The 17,404-nt window shown below is 42.6% G+C and carries 16 protein-coding genes, 5 tRNA genes and 2 pseudogenes; 3 read left to right on the forward strand and 20 right to left on the reverse strand.

The window, feature by feature from the left end:
• Positions 1-151: 151 nt before the first annotated feature.
• The 10 genes from ACR0P9_RS00170 to ACR0P9_RS00215 form a co-directional block, all read right to left on the reverse strand.
• Complete coding sequence (locus ACR0P9_RS00170; protein ID WP_432616836.1) at positions 152-1,621, reverse strand: S-layer homology domain-containing protein; 1,470 nt, start codon at positions 1,619-1,621, stop codon at positions 152-154.
• Between the two features lie 20 nt (positions 1,622-1,641).
• Positions 1,642-2,217 (reverse strand): hypothetical protein, encoded by a 576-nt coding sequence (locus tag ACR0P9_RS00175; protein WP_432616837.1) that lies wholly within the window; start codon positions 2,215-2,217, stop codon positions 1,642-1,644.
• Between the two features lie 9 nt (positions 2,218-2,226).
• Positions 2,227-3,183, reverse strand: a complete 957-nt coding sequence (locus ACR0P9_RS00180) for a hypothetical protein (RefSeq protein WP_432616838.1) — start codon at positions 3,181-3,183, stop codon at positions 2,227-2,229.
• Positions 3,180-3,521: a hypothetical protein gene (locus ACR0P9_RS00185; RefSeq protein ID WP_432616839.1), complete on the reverse strand. Its 342-nt coding sequence runs from the start codon at positions 3,519-3,521 to the stop codon at positions 3,180-3,182. Before ACR0P9_RS00185 ends, ACR0P9_RS00180 begins: the two co-directional genes overlap by 4 nt.
• A gap of 14 nt (positions 3,522-3,535) precedes the next feature.
• Entirely contained in the window at positions 3,536-4,303 is a 768-nt protein-coding gene (gene srtB / locus ACR0P9_RS00190; protein ID WP_432616840.1) for a class B sortase, read from the reverse strand.
• Positions 4,300-5,673, reverse strand: coding sequence for a relaxase/mobilization nuclease domain-containing protein (locus ACR0P9_RS00195; protein WP_432616841.1), 1,374 nt, complete (start codon positions 5,671-5,673; stop codon positions 4,300-4,302). Before ACR0P9_RS00195 ends, srtB begins: the two co-directional genes overlap by 4 nt.
• 2 nt (positions 5,674-5,675) lie before the next feature.
• Positions 5,676-6,026, reverse strand: coding sequence for a plasmid mobilization protein (locus ACR0P9_RS00200; protein WP_432616842.1), 351 nt, complete (start codon positions 6,024-6,026; stop codon positions 5,676-5,678).
• A gap of 450 nt (positions 6,027-6,476) precedes the next feature.
• A complete protein-coding gene (locus ACR0P9_RS00205) occupies positions 6,477-7,478 on the reverse strand; it encodes a DUF3991 domain-containing protein (protein WP_432616843.1) in 1,002 nt (333 codons plus the stop codon).
• Positions 7,475-7,897, reverse strand: a complete 423-nt coding sequence (locus ACR0P9_RS00210; protein ID WP_432616844.1) for a single-stranded DNA-binding protein — start codon at positions 7,895-7,897, stop codon at positions 7,475-7,477. Before ACR0P9_RS00210 ends, ACR0P9_RS00205 begins: the two co-directional genes overlap by 4 nt.
• Positions 7,898-8,090: 193 nt before the next feature.
• Positions 8,091-9,812 carry a hypothetical protein gene (locus ACR0P9_RS00215; protein WP_432616845.1) on the reverse strand — a complete coding sequence of 574 codons (1,722 nt, stop codon included), beginning with the start codon at positions 9,810-9,812 and terminating at the stop codon, positions 8,091-8,093.
• A gap of 218 nt (positions 9,813-10,030) precedes the next feature.
• Here ACR0P9_RS00215 and ACR0P9_RS00220 point away from each other — a divergent pair, with 218 nt between their 5' ends.
• Both ACR0P9_RS00220 and ACR0P9_RS00225 read left to right on the forward strand, forming a co-directional pair.
• Complete coding sequence (locus tag ACR0P9_RS00220; RefSeq protein WP_432616846.1) at positions 10,031-10,378, forward strand: helix-turn-helix domain-containing protein; 348 nt, start codon at positions 10,031-10,033, stop codon at positions 10,376-10,378.
• 84 nt (positions 10,379-10,462) lie between these two features.
• Positions 10,463-11,479: pseudogene (locus ACR0P9_RS00225) on the forward strand (recombinase family protein); the annotation flags it as partial.
• 448 nt (positions 11,480-11,927) lie between these two features.
• Here ACR0P9_RS00225 and ACR0P9_RS00230 read toward each other — a convergent pair.
• The 9 genes from ACR0P9_RS00230 to ACR0P9_RS00270 form a co-directional block, all read right to left on the reverse strand.
• Positions 11,928-12,001 (reverse strand) — tRNA-Cys (locus ACR0P9_RS00230).
• Between the two features lie 3 nt (positions 12,002-12,004).
• A tRNA-Gly gene (locus ACR0P9_RS00235) sits at positions 12,005-12,080 on the reverse strand.
• 7 nt (positions 12,081-12,087) lie between these two features.
• Positions 12,088-12,163: transfer RNA gene (locus ACR0P9_RS00240), tRNA-Phe, on the reverse strand.
• Positions 12,164-12,294: 131 nt separating this feature from the next.
• Positions 12,295-12,371 (reverse strand) — tRNA-Asp (locus ACR0P9_RS00245).
• A gap of 4 nt (positions 12,372-12,375) precedes the next feature.
• Positions 12,376-12,451 (reverse strand) — tRNA-Val (locus ACR0P9_RS00250).
• Positions 12,452-12,576: 125 nt separating this feature from the next.
• Positions 12,577-13,476: an Hsp33 family molecular chaperone HslO gene (gene hslO / locus ACR0P9_RS00255; protein ID WP_432616847.1), complete on the reverse strand. Its 900-nt coding sequence runs from the start codon at positions 13,474-13,476 to the stop codon at positions 12,577-12,579.
• Positions 13,469-14,248 carry a class I SAM-dependent DNA methyltransferase gene (locus ACR0P9_RS00260; RefSeq protein WP_432616848.1) on the reverse strand — a complete coding sequence of 260 codons (780 nt, stop codon included), beginning with the start codon at positions 14,246-14,248 and terminating at the stop codon, positions 13,469-13,471. The genes hslO and ACR0P9_RS00260 overlap by 8 nt, the downstream gene beginning before the upstream one ends.
• Positions 14,241-14,552 (reverse strand): YerC/YecD family TrpR-related protein, encoded by a 312-nt coding sequence (locus tag ACR0P9_RS00265; RefSeq protein ID WP_432616849.1) that lies wholly within the window; start codon positions 14,550-14,552, stop codon positions 14,241-14,243. Before ACR0P9_RS00265 ends, ACR0P9_RS00260 begins: the two co-directional genes overlap by 8 nt.
• A gap of 119 nt (positions 14,553-14,671) precedes the next feature.
• Complete coding sequence (locus tag ACR0P9_RS00270; protein WP_432616850.1) at positions 14,672-15,319, reverse strand: hypothetical protein; 648 nt, start codon at positions 15,317-15,319, stop codon at positions 14,672-14,674.
• 254 nt (positions 15,320-15,573) lie between these two features.
• Here ACR0P9_RS00270 and ACR0P9_RS00275 point away from each other — a divergent pair, with 254 nt between their 5' ends.
• Positions 15,574-16,755: an IS110 family transposase gene (locus ACR0P9_RS00275; RefSeq protein ID WP_432616851.1), complete on the forward strand. Its 1,182-nt coding sequence runs from the start codon at positions 15,574-15,576 to the stop codon at positions 16,753-16,755.
• 216 nt (positions 16,756-16,971) lie between these two features.
• Here ACR0P9_RS00275 and ACR0P9_RS00280 read toward each other — a convergent pair.
• Positions 16,972-17,404: pseudogene (locus ACR0P9_RS00280) on the reverse strand (Asp-tRNA(Asn)/Glu-tRNA(Gln) amidotransferase subunit GatB); the annotation flags it as partial.

Here is a 17,404-nt window from a genome sequence, read left to right on the forward strand (position 1 = left end):
AAATTATATTCAAAAACCTGCTACTAATTTTATGTAAAACTATCAAACCAAAAATGCGTTCTAACAAGAAATCATAAGTAATAACAAAATCCCTGTCGCAGATTTAATCATCTATCACGATTAAATCTACAGCAGGGATTCTTCCGCGTATTTATCTATTAAAGTTCTTATAGAGGAATGTTACAATTTGTCCGCGCGTACACATATTCCGTGGAGAGAACGTCGTCGCTGATGTGCCGGAAGTCACGTGTTGTTCAGCAGCCCAATTTACTGCATCATAAAACCAATCATCGGCAGATACATCCGTAAAGTTGGACTTCTTTGCTACTCTTTCGGAACCTTGCTGACGCCAAAGCATTTGAACAATTTGAGCACGAGTGCATGTATCATTCGGTGAAAATGTAGCGCTGGATGTGCCGGAGGTCACACCGACATTGAATGCCCAATTGACTGCGTCTGCATACCATGCATCAGAAGGCACATCTGCAAATGACATCTCCATATCATCTGTATCTGGTCTACCAACATAATTATAAATCATTTGGACAGCTTGTGCTCTTGTGCATCCATTTTCAGGGGAAAATGTCGTTGCTGATGTTCCTGACGTAACACCTAATTCTGCTGCCCAAACTACAGGATCATAATAATATGCGTTATAAGAAACATCTTTAAACGGCATCTGCGGTGATACGTTCTTAGATACCACAGTAAATCCAGTCTTTCCATCTATGGTATTACTCGTCACAACTCGGTAATAATCACTCTTATTTCCATTCGTATCTGTCCATGTATTTTCACCGGCGATAGCTGTATGTATCGTTTCATATGTCCCATCTGGTTTATCAGCTCTCTGAATTATATACTGCGCAGCTCCTGCTGCATCTGTCCAACTAATAATATTTCCACTATCCGGAATATAAGCTGCTGTTACAGATGTTTTTTCCGGCATCAAGTACTTATATTTACCTTGTATCGTTGTCACAATCAATGACGGATTCTTTTTCGGATCAAGCCACGTCATACACCATTTCATATCTTCTTCCGGCATAGATACGCACCCGCTGGTTGCTCCTGATCCATTACAGTGTAGGAAAATTGCTCCACCTTTTCCTTTGATCTGTTCTGTATTATAGTCTGTCGTAAACATATATTTATATGTCTTATATTTAATCAACTGTTCATAATCGCCGCCCGGATTAGAATAAACCAAGCGATTATAATTTTTTGATCCACTGTTCAAATCCCAGTACATATTGTTTGTAATCTTATGATAGGGAAATATCGTTCCCGGATTGTCAGTCTGTCCAAACGCCGCTTGCAATCGCATGATGCCTTCCGGTGTTGTTTTTGTTCCCTGCTTCCGTGATTCAATTGGAACAATGCCATTAGAACCGACTCTTCCCGATGCCGTCTTTCTTTTGAGCACCCAATTTCCTTCTCCGATTTCCTCATATGCTGAAATCGTTGCATAACTGGAAGAATCAGAAGATGTTTCAGCTAAAATCATTTGTTTTGATCCGCTCAACGTATTTACATGCACATTCGCTGCCAGTGCAACCGTTCCCAGCGCAAGAATCATGCCAGAGATTGCTGCACTCGCTATTTTCTTGATTAAATGCATAAGAATCACCCTTTCGTAACCTATGATACTTCATTTTCTTCTAAATGTCTAATTGTCACGGGTGTATATGAATTATCCGTAACATCATATAACGCATAGTTTTCTTTCTCATCCCGTGTCAATACACATAGCAGCGTTAGATTATCTTTATCATAATACTCGTAAAATTCAATATCTTCTCCATTTATTTCAGCTTGGTTATACGAGCAAATATAATCTGTCTCGTATGGGAAGAAGTATATTGCGTATGATGCTACTTCTTCTGCCACGCTATCATCCGGCGGATTACGTGGAAAAGTATATTTTTGGTCATCTGTACTCTCTACAGTCGGCAAATATGGATCTTTCGCTATTCTTTTCTGTCCGGCATGTAACACAATATGTCCATCATCATATTTTTTGTCTGCCGACCTCGCTCTTTTCTCGTGTTTCTCTTCTTTTTCTTTTGGGACAGTATCATTGCTACCTGTACTAACCGAAGAAGAGGACTCTTTTTCGGTTGATTGCTGCGGGCTTGGATACGCAACCAATGATAAAATAAATGCAGCTATCGCTGCCAGAATGAAAAAAATAATCGGCATTGATCGCTTTTTCATATATATCACCTACTTTCTCTTCGTCCACATGGTAATGCATTTGGCATCCGAATTTTTGCTGACACGCTGAACTGTAATCAGATAATATTTTGTCTTAGATTCACTGAGAAACAGATATTCGATCTCTCCGTTTACCATCGCTGTATCATATCCAACAATAGCATAATCCGTGCGTTCAGGCGTTCCTATCAAGGCTTGGCTTGTCACATAAAATGTATCCGCGTTAAACACCAGCTTCAAATCTCCCGTTTTATTTGTCCATTCTCCATTCAAAATGTCATTAGATAGCTCTAATTGCGTCACCTTTTTATATGTCACATTTATGTTCTGCCCTCCGTCAAATTGTAACGTACCGTCATTCTGTAACTTTGCCTTGCATGTAACGGTTGTATCTCCATCAACTACCACAGAAATACCGTCATCTGTCACTTTGTATGTATGAAGCTGCTTTTTGTGATCGGTATTTTCAAAAAATTCATAACTGATAACCGTACCATTTTCTTCAAAGATGATTGGATACGTCTCCGTGTCTATTGAAATCCAGTACCCCGGTAAAGTTTCTTTTAACTTTTTCTTATCTTCCGCTTTTTGTAGTGTATCAGCTGCTTCTTGTGCTGCTTCCCGATTTTCTTTCGCAAATTTTGCCCGCCCAGCGTCTGCATAGTATGTATGCGAATGTTCTCCATTATCAAAGAATAAAACAGTTTTTCCCTCCTTATCCTTCTGAATTTTCAGCTCATGCGTTCCATCCACCGTGCTGGTTAATGTGATGGTATCTCCTTGAATTGTATATTCTCCTGTTGTCAACCAACCGCTGTCTGTATATTTTCCGTCTTTCAGCGTCAGAGTGCTCAGATCATCTCGATCACTATACCAAGTCTGTTCAACCATCCGCTGCCCACATCCAGTAAACGCCAACATCAATACCAATATCCATGCCATTCCGCAAAACTTTTTCTTCATCACTTGTCTCCTCCTATTACACGCATCAGACGCTGCACTGTCTGCATCAGCAAAAATTCTATTGCATCTTTTCCAAATAGTATCCCAACCGAAAAAGACATTAACAATATGACAGCACCAAGTCCACAAAGTATAGTTTGCACAGTAATGGCTGCATGAGTAACAAGCAGCATAATAATTGACAATACCAATATAGATGCCATAATCGCACATAAGCTAGATGCAATCATCAGTATAAAACTTCCGGCAGTAAACAATAACAACAATGCTGCCGGTATCGGTAATACAATCAATGCAACTGCCTTTTGTAAAATATTTGTTTCAGCTGTTCTCTCATGCATTTCTTTCACCTCTCCTAAGATATTTGCATGGCATGTACAACAACTCGTTTTGAGAAATTCTTTTCATAGCAGCAAACCAATGTCACAATTTTATTATCTGCGTTCGGTTCAATCTCTGTGTCATATCGTGCAGCATCCTTGATGCTCTGCAAAAACGCCGGGAATATATCTTCTTCAATGTCGGGGTTAAACGCTATACTCTTCGCCGGAGATACATAAACGGAAAAAACGGTATATGTATGCTGCTCTTCATCATCCGTATCAATTACAATTTCCTTATGCTTTTCCCAAAATGTTTTTGATAGATACTTATTCAACTGACTGAACATTGTCTTTTTTGTTGACAACTCGTGCCCATAAATTACAGTATTGAAATCCGAAAAATCTGATTCATTCCGATAATCTATAAAAATACTTCCCATCCAGCTGCGTTTGCGATTGTACGCGTACTTTAAATAATGTGTATTATTGCTCCCCTGTACAACCGGATAATCAATATTAGTTCCCGGAATCGTAATCCAGCCAATCACATCTTTATTTTTTTCATGCAGAGCATGAAAATCAATTTCCGCGTTTTTTCTTGAATCCTGTCCTGTGTTATTATCTTCTGTCGTTTGATTTTCTATCTTATTGTCCATCGCATCCACTTTATATAATGTTCTGCATTCTTGATACGTTTGTATACTCTTATCTTCTTGCCAGTGCATGTATGCAAAAGCTCCATACGCACCGACAAGGACAATGACAGAAATAATCTGTATTACTGTTAAAATCCTTCTCACAGCTCTCGTTCTTCCTTTCTTCGCTGCTGTTTCTTTTCTTCCTGCGTTATGCTCTGCTCGTACTTGGAAAAGTCTCTTGCAAATACAAATTGTTCTCCCTTTTCAATTCGTGCAACAACATCTTTTGCCTTTGCCAATTCCGCAGCACGTTTCGCAATCTGGTCAATAAGCACTTCTAACTGCATCACCTCATCCTCTTTGTTTTCCAGCACATGCTTTAATTTTTCATCTGAAATATCTGTTCGCAATCCCAACTGTTTCAACTTTGCATTCACAGTTTCAAAAGTCTGTAATTCTTTTTCGTGCTGCTTATCAAACCGTCTTTTTTGAAATCCCGCTTTAGATTTATTTTCGGATTGATCTGCTATCGGTTTGAGTTCGTTATACAAACGAATCAACTGTACGGCTTGTTTATGCTGATGCACTTTTCCTTTTAATCTACTCATCGTAGATCGACAATCCAAAATATCTTGTTGCAGCGATTCCATCCGCGCATCAAAATCAGAAAACTGCTGAATACTTTCACTCCGCATGAGTAACAACGTATTTGCCAATTCTTTCGTTGCCGCCAGTTTCGTAGATCGAGCCATCTTTGCAACACGATTTCGATATGCATGTTGTTTTTCAATTCGTTTTTCAATCGCCACACGTGAAAATTTATCACCCAATGATCTATCTCGTGTAAAACGCTGCTGCCCTTTCACACGAAATGACAGATATTTTCCTTCTTTCATTTCAACGCCATGCTCTGCCAAGTGTTGCTTGAACTGTTCAAAGTCTTCAGATTTTCTGATGCATTCATTAATGCTTTTCCTGATCTGCTGTCGGAACGACTGATGATATTTCGGATTTTTTGATCGTTCATTTTGTCTTGCCTGCGTGATATTCAATCCATGTCTACGCCGAACCAAGTCATTTTTATCTCGTAACAGCTTTGCATCATTCCATACATGCCACTTACTTAAATCTTCAATAGAAACCGCATTGAAAATAATATGATTATGTAGATTGTTTGTATCTGTATGAGTCGCAATCACATACTCAAACTTTCCACCTAAAACTTCGTCTGCCCACTCTTTTCCAATTTCATGCACCTGCTCCGGGGTTAGGTTATCATCCATATCGAACGATTGAATCATATGATACGCTAAAATATTTTTCTTTTCTGAATGGGAAAACTTTGTCTTTTCTCTGTTCATTTTTTCAGCAAGTCGTGCAGTCATCCTAAATTCAGTTTCTGCCATGCCTGCATCTGGTGTACATTGAAAAGCTGACAATAATTTTCCATCTTCTGTTTTTGCCGGATTCATAATATAATTCAATGCCTTTGAAAGTGTAAAGCGAATCGGATGAATTTTAGAAACACCCATATTTACTTTCCGCCATTCTCAATTTTCCCCATCAATTCAACTAAATCAAACATCATCGAACGAATCTCTGCAACTTGACGTGTCAACTCGTCAACATCAGATTTGTAAACGCTACGTGTACTGTTGGCAATTCGCGCAACCTGATTCACGTTGTTACTGACACCAGAGAGTTGTCTATGAATTTCTTTTAGCTCTTCCCAATTCGGCGTAATGATTAGTCCATTCAGCAGCATCCGCCGAGCAAATGTAGAAAAGTCTTTTTGCTTTGCCTCTTTCATTCTTGAGAGAATGATTTCTTTTTCCTTTTCATCTACACGAATAATCATTCGTAAAGGTCTCTTTCTGTTCTCCATTTTTATCTCCTGTAAATATTTCGGGGATTGGGGTGTCCCCAAATTTGCTTTTACAGTTTGTTCAGTTATGAACAAACTGTAAAAGTGGCAAGTGGGCACCCACTTGCATTGCTTGCTGTTTTGTGCACACCACCTTCCTCGTTGGTGGTGATTTTTCTTTTTTGTTGTACGAATATAAGGGGCTTCGCCCCTATATTCTCAACAATCCGAAAGAATATTGCTACCATTCCAGCGAAAGCAATATCTTGATTAGCATGTAATCTAAGGAATAAATGCAAACATCCGCTACTGCTAACGCGAACAATCCAAGTACTTGAAACCATTTTTTAATTTTCATCTTTCTCATCTTCCTCTTCCACTTGTGAACATGAGACACATAATTACTACTCCCGCAACGCATCCTGACCAAAATCCTATAAGAAACATACCCATTAAACTTTTCTCTCTTTCTTATCCGATTTCCAATTCCCGCTCCGCCGCGAAAACTTTGTTTCTTCCTCTGCGTTTAGATTGTAAATACGTCAACAAAAAATCATTTACATCTTTTCCTGTCGATGGATGACAATCAATCACCTGATACCGATCTTCCAGTTCAGCTGTAATAGCTTGCGCACTACTACGACCAGCTTCATCATTATCCAGATGCAAATAAATTTTTTGAATTTCTTCATGCTGTTTCAAAAAATATTTCAACGCAATCGGAATCTTCATCTCTCCGGAATCATTTGGTTGATATACACCAGATAAGGACAAAAGATTTTCTCTGTGATAATCCTGCCCTTCCCACATCAAATATGTTGCATATGACAGAAGATCAATCGCTGCTTCAAACAAATGTACAGAATTAGATTTTTTTGCGGAAGCCAACCGAAAAGAAAAATTTTTATCGCTGCCAGAAACATCACCCTTAAATGAGCTTCCTGTCACAGTACCTCTGCACGCTGCATACTTTGGTATGCCTTTTTCATCTTTTCCAACGAAAACTGCATTGTGATACTTTGCGCTTTCATAAATCAGTCCAGTCCGGATGCATTCATGAATCAGCGCTTCGTGAAGTCCTCTGCTTTTCAAATAACAAATGACACGACTGCAATTTCTATTTCTTGCAGGCAATTCTAATCTTTTTTCCCGTGGTGGCTCGTTTTGTTTTGAATATGTTTCATATTCAATCCCACTTCCCGCAAGCAGCTGCACGGCATCTGTGAACTTCATTTCTCGAACTTTGATTAAGTAGTCGAGTGCTGATACACCGCCAAAACCACGAGACCACCAGAACCATTTTCCATTTGAAATTTTCAAACTATCATGCTCTCGCGTTCTGTAAGTCTTTGCTCCCATGCGTACAAGATTATCCACTTCATATGTCTGCATATACGTCAGCAAATCAATCTGCCGGACACGCTCTATCGTGTCCGGTGAGATTTTTTTGTACGTATCTCTCATTGCAGTCATGATTCTTCCTCTCCTTCCATAGCTACAACTTCCCCTGTTGTCGGGTCAACCTTGATGCCTTCGCTCTCGTACAGCTTATTGGTTTCTCGAATGTCACAGCAGCGTTTTGTCTCTCCAAATCGAACACGATCCGCAACAACGACCATTTTAGAATGGTTCTGTCCGTTGTCATCCGTCCATCGCTGCTGCATCAAATGCCCCAACACAATCATCATCGCGCCTTTCCGGAAATACTTCGCTACAAATTCCGCTGTGTTTCTCCACGCAGTCACACTGATAAAATCAGATTCTCTTTTTCCATCTGTCTCATAGCTCCGGCTCACTGCAATCGAAAACGACAACACCGGAATATTATTACTCGTGTACTTCAGCTCCGGTTCTGCGGTCAATCTTCCCATCACAATTACTTCGTTCAGCATATTGTTTACCTCCAAAAACAAATTTTTCTTACAGGTGGGGACTGTAAGTCCGCCCTGCGGCTTACGTCCCTTGTTGCCACCGCAGTAGCGCATGATCTGTTTGTCAGGGGCGGCGGTTTCCGCCGTTCATTTTACCCTTGACAGATAGATCAGCGCTGCTATCTCTCCCGATTACAGCAATCTATCTGGCTACTCACCAATTTTTAATCTGCGCCATAATCACACCGTTATGAACCTTTTGCGTGACCAATCGAGACCAAATACACGATTGCATATAGCTGATCTTATTTTTAATCGTGCGCTTATCCTCTGCTGCTTTCATCTCTGCTGCGCGATAATCTTCAACGATGTCTTCAATTGTGTCAAACACAAATGGATAGTAAACGTTGTTTGTAAACTCAATGCAACGGTTCAAAAACTCCAAGACTTTCGATCCTGTAACCACTGCTCCACGTAAATTCATCCGTTCCTCTGTCATCAACATCTGCACCAAGCTGTAATTTGCCAGCTCAAATGCTGCTTGTGTCAGTTCATCATCGCTATATTTTTGCTCGTAGTGAGTTAACAAGTGCACAGCTTCTGTACAACTGGTTTCTGATTGCAGAATGGCAGATGGCAACTCATGATTTTCAATCAGGTAGTCGCGCAGCTCCTGTCGAGAAATCATTTCATTCCGTTTAAATTCTTTCACGCCGCACTGCACTGCATTGCTCATTCGTTGCCAGATGCAGTTCTTCATACACGCCTGCTTGCTCTTGACATTCTGTGTCATGCAAATCTGTCGATAGTCATCTACGACAGTTGACATGAAATTGAATAAGCTAAAATGATTGTGTCCATGTTCATCGGCATAAATTTCTAACTGGTCATTGAGTTTTTTCATTACATCTACGCGGCTGACATTTTCTCCCTTCAACACAGTCGGTTTTTCTGTTGTACACATGCAGATTAAACTGCTTCTAAACAATTCAGCAGTTTCGTCTTCAACGGCTCCCAGCAGAAAATGCATTGCTTCCGTACAGTTTCTCCGTGTTCCAATATCCACCGGTAGTTCTCCATATGTATTCAAGTGGTCAAACAGCTTTTTCTCAAAGTTTCCGTGTGCATTCTGATTCTTTTTCTCAGGCTCTGCCGCCACTTCTATCACTCTATCTCTCTTAGCATAATTATTATTAACTATATTATTATTAATACCCTCCCCTTCAGCTACAGGACGGTTTGTCCACCCCTGTGAAAATAGGGGTGTGGACAGATTTTCTTTTTTAGATGCCAGAGTTGGTATGGATGACGTAATTTTTCCGTTTCTATTAACAGATACAAATGCCGGTGTTTCTAAGTCTGCCTTTTCCTTGAGTTCATATTCGTAGACAAAATTTCCTTTTTCTGTCTGTACCCGTGCCTGTTTCAAATATCCTCGGTTTTTCAATTCATTCCAAACCGTCTGAAACGCTGTATCTCCGAGACCCGATTCATTTTTCAGATACCACTTGTAGAGGGTAAAATCCGGAATCAAAATATAACTCTGAATCATACAGTACAATCCCTTTGCTCGCAGCGATAAATTAGGATCACGCACAGCCTCATTAGAAATCTGTGTAAACGGAACCTCTTTTTTCTTAAAATATCCTCCGCTCTTCATAGTCAAATCACTCCTATTTTCTTTAAAATAAATAGGCTGCCTGAATTGCACAGGGGCAGCAGATCCTTCCGATCCACTGAGCCGTTGCTTACGCCTGCGGCTTATAAAATCAACAATTACAAACGATTTACCATACATCACAGATGTAGGCTGCTGGTGCCGGAGTTCGGAGTTGAACCGAACAGAAATATCAAGAAATTTGTAGAAAGATACGGTGAATATTGAAGGATGTTCTGCGACCGCGCTCCAGCGTTTACGTGATTCAAATGCTTTCAAACTGCTTCTATACTGTTCATAAGTAGTTCTTTTTAGAAACTCGCAAGTAATATATACTCATCTGAGACACTAAAAGAACATATATTGAGTTTGTGCACTCAATGTATCACATAAATTTGCGTTTGTCAACCTATGCAGCTATGAGCTTTTAATTTTTTTGAGTTTACATACTCATTTATATTTGTTATAATGTTTTTGTAATCAAAGGAGGCTTTCACATGGACACTAATGATAGAGTGAAAATGATTAGAAAATCTTTAAAACTGAATCAGACCGATTTCGCAAGAAAAATAGGCATTAAACAAAGCGCATTATCTTCAATTGAGAGCAAACAATCTTCTGTTACGGATAGAAATATAAAGGCAATTTGCGATGAATACAGGATCAATGAGCATTGGCTTCGGACTGGTGAAGGCGAGATGCTATGCAACACATCAGATGAATCCATCGTATGTTGCTCCGAAGAATTAGAACTGATAAAAAAATACCGTATTCTTGATGAACACGGTAAAAAAGTCGTAAACTTTGTATTAGCTGAAGAATACCATCGGATACAGGAATTATAGTCTGAAAAAATAAAAAGCTCCCATCAACAAGGCAGTTGATGAGAGCATAAACAACCATACGATACTGCAGAAAGTTGGTGTAGAATGAAAATTGCAATTTACGCGCGGTATTCTTCCGAAAATCAATCGGAGGAATCTATCACAGCGCAAATACGCGCTTGCACAGAATACGCTGAACGAAACGGACATGTCATAGTAAATACATATATTGACCGTGCTATGTCCGCTCGATCAGATAGACGCCCTGAATTTCAGCAAATGATTGTAGACAGCAGTAAGCAATTATTTGAAGCTATTGTTGTGCATAAACTGGATCGTTTTTCCCGTGACCGGTTCGATCATGCGGTATACCGGCGCGAGCTGAGAAAAAACGGTGTGCAGCTGCTGTCTGTGCTGGAAAACTTGGATTCCAGTCCGGAAAGCATCGTATTAGAATCCGTGTTGGAGGGTTTTTCTGAATACTATAGTGCGAATCTGGCGCGAGAAACGCGAAAAGGATTACGAGAAATTGCGCTGCAAGCTAAATATACCGGTGGAACAGTGCTATACGGATATACAGTTGGGGCAGATCAACGATATAAGCTGAATCCAACGGAAGCTGCTGTTGTTCGGCGTATTTTTAATACCTGTTTAACCAAACAAGGATATAATAAGCTACTGGATGAATTACGCAAGGAAGGCGTAAAAACACGAGCTGGAAAAAACTTTACGACCAGTGCATTTTATTACATTCTCAAAAACCCGCGTTATACCGGTGATTACGTCTATTCTCCAGTTGGAGAACGTTTTCGCAACAAAGGTAAGTCAGAAATAATCACGGTTCCTAACGCATTGCCTGCAATCGTTTCTCATGAGGATTTCAACGCTGTACAGCAAATTTTGCAAGAGCGTAGCCATAATGGATATGTAAGAGCCAAAGAACCGTTTTTATTATCAGGAATTTTGTATTGTGGCAAATGCGGCAGCAAATTATATGGTCATCGACAGAAGAAGCCGCATAAAGATTACGTATACTACTCCTATGAATGTTCCAGCAATACACGCCGAAAAGAATGTGATTCTCGCTCCGTTCCACGTGACCGAATGGATCATGCTGTATGTGATTATATCAAGCAGCTCTTATCTCCTGCTTCTGTTTCTGAAATTCAGACTGCCTTGGAAAAAAGTTACGCATTAGAATTTAAACAACGACAAGAACAAATTCTTGTATTGCAGAAAAAACTGAAGGGCATTGAACAAAGAATCGACCATGCAGTTGATCTATTGATCGACATGCCTAGTGATTCTTTGCAAAAAAAAATCCGTTCCCTCGAAACCGAGAAAACGGATTTAGAAAACCACATTATAAAATTAAAGAGCAAAAACACAGGTAATTCTGAAATTGCAAAACAAATTCAGGTATGCCTTGGATTCGATGATCTTACGATGGAAGAAAAACAGCAGATCATCAGAAAGATTATAAAAAAAATCACCGTCCATCCGGACGGTGATTCTGTGGAGCTTATCATTGAATCTGAGATAACTCAATTACTCAATGCATCACTCAAATTGGAGGTGCCACCCAGAATCGAACTGGGGATCAAGGAGTTGCAGTCCACTGCCTTACCGCTTGGCTATGGCACCGTATGGAGCGGATGACGAGGCTCGAACTCGCTACCTCCACCTTGGCAAGGTGGCGCTCTACCAGATGAGCTACATCCGCATATTGTTGGTGCCTCCGGGCGGAATCGAACCACCGACACGGGGATTTTCAGTCCCCTGCTCTACCGACTGAGCTACAGAGGCAAGTTGTTTTTCTGTCAGACGACGATATTTATTATATCATCGAAGCCCCCTGTTTGTCAAGAACTTTTTTTCATTTCAGAAAACTTTTTTTCGTTTCACCGTCCGAAGACGATGAAACGATAGAAGTTTACTGGCGACCCGGATCGGGCTCGAACCGACGACCTCCAGCGTGACAGGCTGGCGTTCTAACCAACTGAACTACCGGGCCAGGGTGGTGGAAGTTACAGGGCTCGAACCTGTGACCCTCTGCTTGTAAGGCAGATGCTCTCCCAGCTGAGCTAAACTTCCGTACCGTCCAGCGACTATTATAGTATACTCACTGGATGCGGTTTTGTCAACACTTTTTTCAAAGTTTTTTTGATTTTTTTCAAAATTCTTTTTTCTTTAGCAAAACGTGCTGTTTTTCACGGCTATCAGCCGTTGTTCCCCTCTTTTGCTGTCGCTGCCTCCAGCATCACAGCAATATCATCGCGTGTCATCTTGTATACTTTGTCGCAGAACTGACAAGTGACTTCAATGCCATCCTCTTCATCACGCAGACGCTGCAATTCATCCTTGCCCAAGCTGATAAGCGCACGAGTCACCTTAGCGTGATTACAGCCGCAACGATAGGTAATCGGCGTGTCCTCTAAGAACTCCACCTCAAAGCCATCCAAGACAGCGTGTGCAATGTCTTCCAAAGACATACCGTTCTCCAGCATGGTAGTCATAGCACCAGCCTTGGCAATGTTGTTCTCCAAACGGGTAATGTCTTCATCGGTTGCGCCCGGCATGAGCTGGACGATGTAGCCGCCCGCCTGCTTGACATGCTGATCGGTATCTACCAGAACACCCAAAGCAACCGCAGACGGCACCTGCTCGCTCTCTGCGAAATACTTGGTAATGTCTTCTGCAATTTCACCGTTGTGCAGCGCCGTTGTGCCGGTAAACGGCTCGCCGACACCAATATCCTTGATGACCATCAAATAACCACGTCCGACGCCGGAGCCGACGTCCAAATGTCCATTCGGCAGCAGCGGCAGTTCTACAGCAGGATTCTGTAAATAACCGCGCACACAACCGTCACAGTCGCCAATCGCAGTGATGGCACCCAGCGGGCCATTGCCCTTGATCTGAATCGTCACAGAGCCGCTCTTGTCTTTCAGCTCTCGACCCATCATAGAAGCCGCGGACAGGGTTCTGCCCAGAGCCGCCGTTGCCAGCGGCAGGGTGCGATGAATCTGGCGGGCACGTTCTACGGTCTCCGTTGTGCACACCGCAGTAAATTTGATTTCCGCATTGCGGCAAATCGCACGAATCAATCTATCACTCATTATTTGGTTCTCCTTCTTCTTCTGGTTTTCTGGCAAGGAAGAAAATACGCTCTTCCTTTTCCTTTGGCGGCTCATCGGACAGCTCGCCGCGCAGCTCGATGTCTGTAAAGCCTGCCTGCTGCAGCATGTCTATCAATTCTGCGTTGTCATAGATGCGTTCGATATGATGTTCCTCATAACGATTCCATGCACCCTCCTCATTGAGTTCAAAAATATCAAAATGATAATGACACAAATTCTCCTCAATGATGCACTGCCAAACACAGAACACATCTTCATCTTCCCGGACAAAGCTCTGCCCATCAATGCGTTCCAGCTTGCTGCGGGTATTGACATCAAATAAAAACAGTCCGCCCGGCGTGAGATACTCATAGACGCGCTTCATCGCCTCACGCAGCATCTCTGGATCTTCCACATAGTTGACGGAATCCAAGCAGCACACACAGGCGTCTATGCCGCCGTACAGCTCCAATTCCTGCATGGGCTGATGCAGGAGCAGAACCGGCTTGTCCGGATTGGCATCCATGCAGTTTTCCTGCGCAATCATCAGCATATCTTCCGATTGATCGACACCAATCATATCGTAGCCGCGCTGTGCCAAGATACTGGTCAGCGAGCCGGTGCCGCACGCCAGATCCAAAATCACAGACGGCTTGATGTTCTTTTGCTTAAAAATATGCTCAAAAAAATCCGCCCACCGTTCGTATGGCACGTCATCGGTGAAGCGGTCATAGTACTCCGAGAGCAGTCCGTACTCTGAATATTCACTCATCTGTATCGTTTCCTTCTGTCTGCTTCATGCGATCGAGTGCCGTGCGATAGCCGTCTGAACCATACGTCAAGCATTTGTTGACGCGGCTGATTGTCGCGGTCGATGCACCGGTCTCCTTTGCGATGTCACTGTAAATACGTCCTTCATCCAGCATGGCAGCGACCTGAAAGCGCTGTTCCATCGCACGCAGCTCGCTAATCGTGCAGAGATCTTCAAAGAAATTGCTGCACTCCTCCAGCGTGTTCAGATGCAGGATTGCCTGAAACAGGCTATCCATGGATTTTCCCCTGAGTTTGTTGTTCATCCATCTCGCCTCCCTCACTAACAGCTATATTGTAACATGGTAACGTGTGAAAGTAAACAGAAAAATGGCAGAAAAAACAGCAGGCACATCTCTGCGCCTGCTGTCTGTATCCGGTTTGCTTATCCTTCGTTACCGCCGTCTTCGCTGAGCGTATGGATATTGTCTCGAACATCCTGCAACGCCCATGTTTCTGTTTCGTTATACGAATTGACACAGGTAATATCTGTTGTTTCCCCGTCTGTCAGCACCTGTACATCAGGTGTCACCGGCATTCCCTTATCAGAGAGGGCAAATGCACCTTGCCATGCGCCGATCACTGTATAACAATCTTCCTCTGTTTCCGCTCGCTGCAAAAACAGCAAGAACAGCTTGCCCTGTTCCAATTTTGCTTCGCCGTCTGCATCCATCACGAGCGTCCCTGTCTCGCCGCCGCTCAGCCGAATCGTCAAGTTGTCCGACTCATCTGCTCCCCGCAAAACATTCGACACTTTGATGTGGTAATCGGTGTATACACTCGAATCTCCACTGAGCTGATACCCATCCGAAATCTCTGTGACAGAACCGATCACGATTTCATCGGAACGCTGAATCAGCTCTTCGTGTGTCAAGCTCTCCGGATCCGTGGACACACCAACTGTGTCCGGTGCACTTCCGCTGCCGGAAGGTTTTGTCGATGTCGGTGCAGGGCTGTTCGAGCCACAGCCCGCCAGAATGCCAACTGCCAACACTGCTGCCAGCAACGAACCAAATACTCTGCGTTTTTCCATAAAAAGGCACCTCCTTGTATTATAAAGTAGTAGTTTTAAATATCCCACTCCAAGGATATATGCTACACTGTAAGGGATGCTGTGGATTGGTTTACACCTCCTACCGCAAGACGGTTTCAGAAAGGCTCCAACCACAGCCCTTTACAGTATTGTTAATTAGTTAGATACCGCCAGACGGTTTATGTAGAACAAGGTTACAAGAGTAAAGCGTTCTGTGGAATCAGCATCAAAATAAACACATCGGAGGTATTTTTATGGTTTGTGTGGGAATTGACGTTGCAAAGGACAAGCACGACTGCTTCATCATCAGCTCAGAAGGCAAAGTTCTGGCAGATGTATTCACTATCCAAAACAACGCTGAGGGCTTTGACACACTCTTGCAGACAATGCGTCTCTGTACCCATCCAGAAGATAAAATAAAAGTAGGGCTTGAGGCTACCGGACACTACAGCTACAACATCCTCGGATTTCTGCTTGATGAAGGTCTGGACACCTATGTCATCATTCCATTACATACTAACCTCTACCGGAAAAGTCTGAGCCTTCGCAAAACTAAGACTGACCGTGTTGATGCGCGAACTATCGCAGCTATGTTGCTGTCTGATGTGGACCTCAAGTCCTACACAAACACATCATACCACAATGAGGAGTTAAAGTCACTTACAAGATACCGATTTGACAAAGTTCGTGAGAGAGCAAAGCTAAAGACATCCGTATCCAGATTGATCTGCATCCTCTTTCCAGAACTGGAAAAGTTGGTTCCATCGCTGCATGGTGCTTCAGTTTATGCACTTCTCAGCGAACTTCCCGGAGCCAAGCAGATTGCCAGATCGCACATGACACATTTGAAAGCGGTTCTGAGCACCGCCTCCAAAGGCCGTTATGGACGCGCCATGGCCGAGACCATTCGGGATGCGGCACGTCGCTCTGTCGGTTCTGTTATGCCTGCCAAATCTCTTGAATTGCAACATACGATTCGGCTGATTTGGGAACTGGATTCTGAAATTCTAGACATTGAAACTGCCATTCAGGCGATGATGGAAGAAATATCTTCTCCTATTACCACTATTCCGGGTATTGGCGTTCGGATGGGTGCGATGATTCTGGCTGAGATTGGTGACTTCTCACGGTTCGATTCGCCGGATAAGATTCTTGCCTACGCCGGGATGTTACCATCTACATACCAATCTGGGCAGATGTCACTCACTGGTCCCTATTCCCGTATGGAAAAACGTGGCTCTAGATACCTGCGTTATGCCCTTTATAACGCCACCAAATATGTCTGCTTTTGGGATCCAACCTTTTCTGCTTATCTCGCCAAGAAACGTGCGGAGGGAAAACATTACAATGTCGCACTCTCTCACGCTACAAAGAAGTTGGTGCGGTTGATTTTTGCAATGGAGAAATCTCGGCAGCCATACCGTAGCGCAACGTAATATACTTTAACTCCTTAAACTCATGCAGGCACCCTCCGGGATGTCTACTTTGCTATACTTTTTTTGAACGGCTATATTGGGGCTTTAGTTATTAGTTTGGAACTTGACATTTAATAGTTAGTCTTTTTGTAACAGTAACACGGAGTAACTTTTTTTGTCAAGAGCTAAAAATTAAGAGCAGGCACATTTCTGCGCCTGCTCTTTTTCTTGTATGTTTTACTCCATGCTATCCAGCGTCTTGCTGAGCAGCTGGTTAATCATCTTCGGGTTGCCCTTGCCCTTGGAAGCCTTCATGCACTGACCAACAAGGAAGCCAATGGCGTTCTTCTTGCCCTTCTTATAGTCTGCGACAGACTTCGGATTGGCAGTGAGAACCTCGTCAACCAGCTTTTGAATCGCACCCTCATCGGATACCTGCTTCAGACCCAGCTTGTCAACGATGGTATCAACAGAATCATCGGTCTCAAACAGCTGAACCAGAACCTTCTTACCAGCATTGCCGGAAATTGTGTTCTTCTCAATCAGCTCAATCATATCAACCAGCTTCTGTGCGGTCAGCTTGGTGTCCTTCAGCTCCAGATTCTTATCATTGAGATACTTAGAAATATCAGACAGAATCCAGTTTGCGATGTTCTTGGCATCAACACGC

It is taken from the genome of Butyricicoccus sp. (genome assembly GCF_050872565.1).
Lineage (GTDB): Bacteria > Bacillota > Clostridia > Oscillospirales > Butyricicoccaceae > Butyricicoccus_A.

Coding starts and splice junctions, on each gene's coding strand:
- ACR0P9_RS00265 (WP_432616849.1), bottom strand. CDS start 14,552: ATGAACAACAAACTCAGGGGAAAATCCATGGATAGCCTGTTTCAGGCA.
- ACR0P9_RS00175 (WP_432616837.1), bottom strand. CDS start 2,217: ATGAAAAAGCGATCAATGCCGATTATTTTTTTCATTCTGGCAGCGATA.
- ACR0P9_RS00195 (WP_432616841.1), bottom strand. CDS start 5,673: ATGGGTGTTTCTAAAATTCATCCGATTCGCTTTACACTTTCAAAGGCA.
- ACR0P9_RS00260 (WP_432616848.1), bottom strand. CDS start 14,248: ATGAGTGAATATTCAGAGTACGGACTGCTCTCGGAGTACTATGACCGC.
- ACR0P9_RS00185 (WP_432616839.1), bottom strand. CDS start 3,521: ATGCATGAGAGAACAGCTGAAACAAATATTTTACAAAAGGCAGTTGCA.
- ACR0P9_RS00170 (WP_432616836.1), bottom strand. CDS start 1,621: ATGCATTTAATCAAGAAAATAGCGAGTGCAGCAATCTCTGGCATGATT.
- ACR0P9_RS00220 (WP_432616846.1), top strand. CDS start 10,031: ATGGACACTAATGATAGAGTGAAAATGATTAGAAAATCTTTAAAACTG.
- ACR0P9_RS00270 (WP_432616850.1), bottom strand. CDS start 15,319: ATGGAAAAACGCAGAGTATTTGGTTCGTTGCTGGCAGCAGTGTTGGCA.
- ACR0P9_RS00210 (WP_432616844.1), bottom strand. CDS start 7,897: ATGCTGAACGAAGTAATTGTGATGGGAAGATTGACCGCAGAACCGGAG.
- hslO (WP_432616847.1), bottom strand. CDS start 13,476: ATGAGTGATAGATTGATTCGTGCGATTTGCCGCAATGCGGAAATCAAA.
- ACR0P9_RS00205 (WP_432616843.1), bottom strand. CDS start 7,478: ATGACTGCAATGAGAGATACGTACAAAAAAATCTCACCGGACACGATA.
- ACR0P9_RS00200 (WP_432616842.1), bottom strand. CDS start 6,026: ATGGAGAACAGAAAGAGACCTTTACGAATGATTATTCGTGTAGATGAA.
- ACR0P9_RS00275 (WP_432616851.1), top strand. CDS start 15,574: ATGGTTTGTGTGGGAATTGACGTTGCAAAGGACAAGCACGACTGCTTC.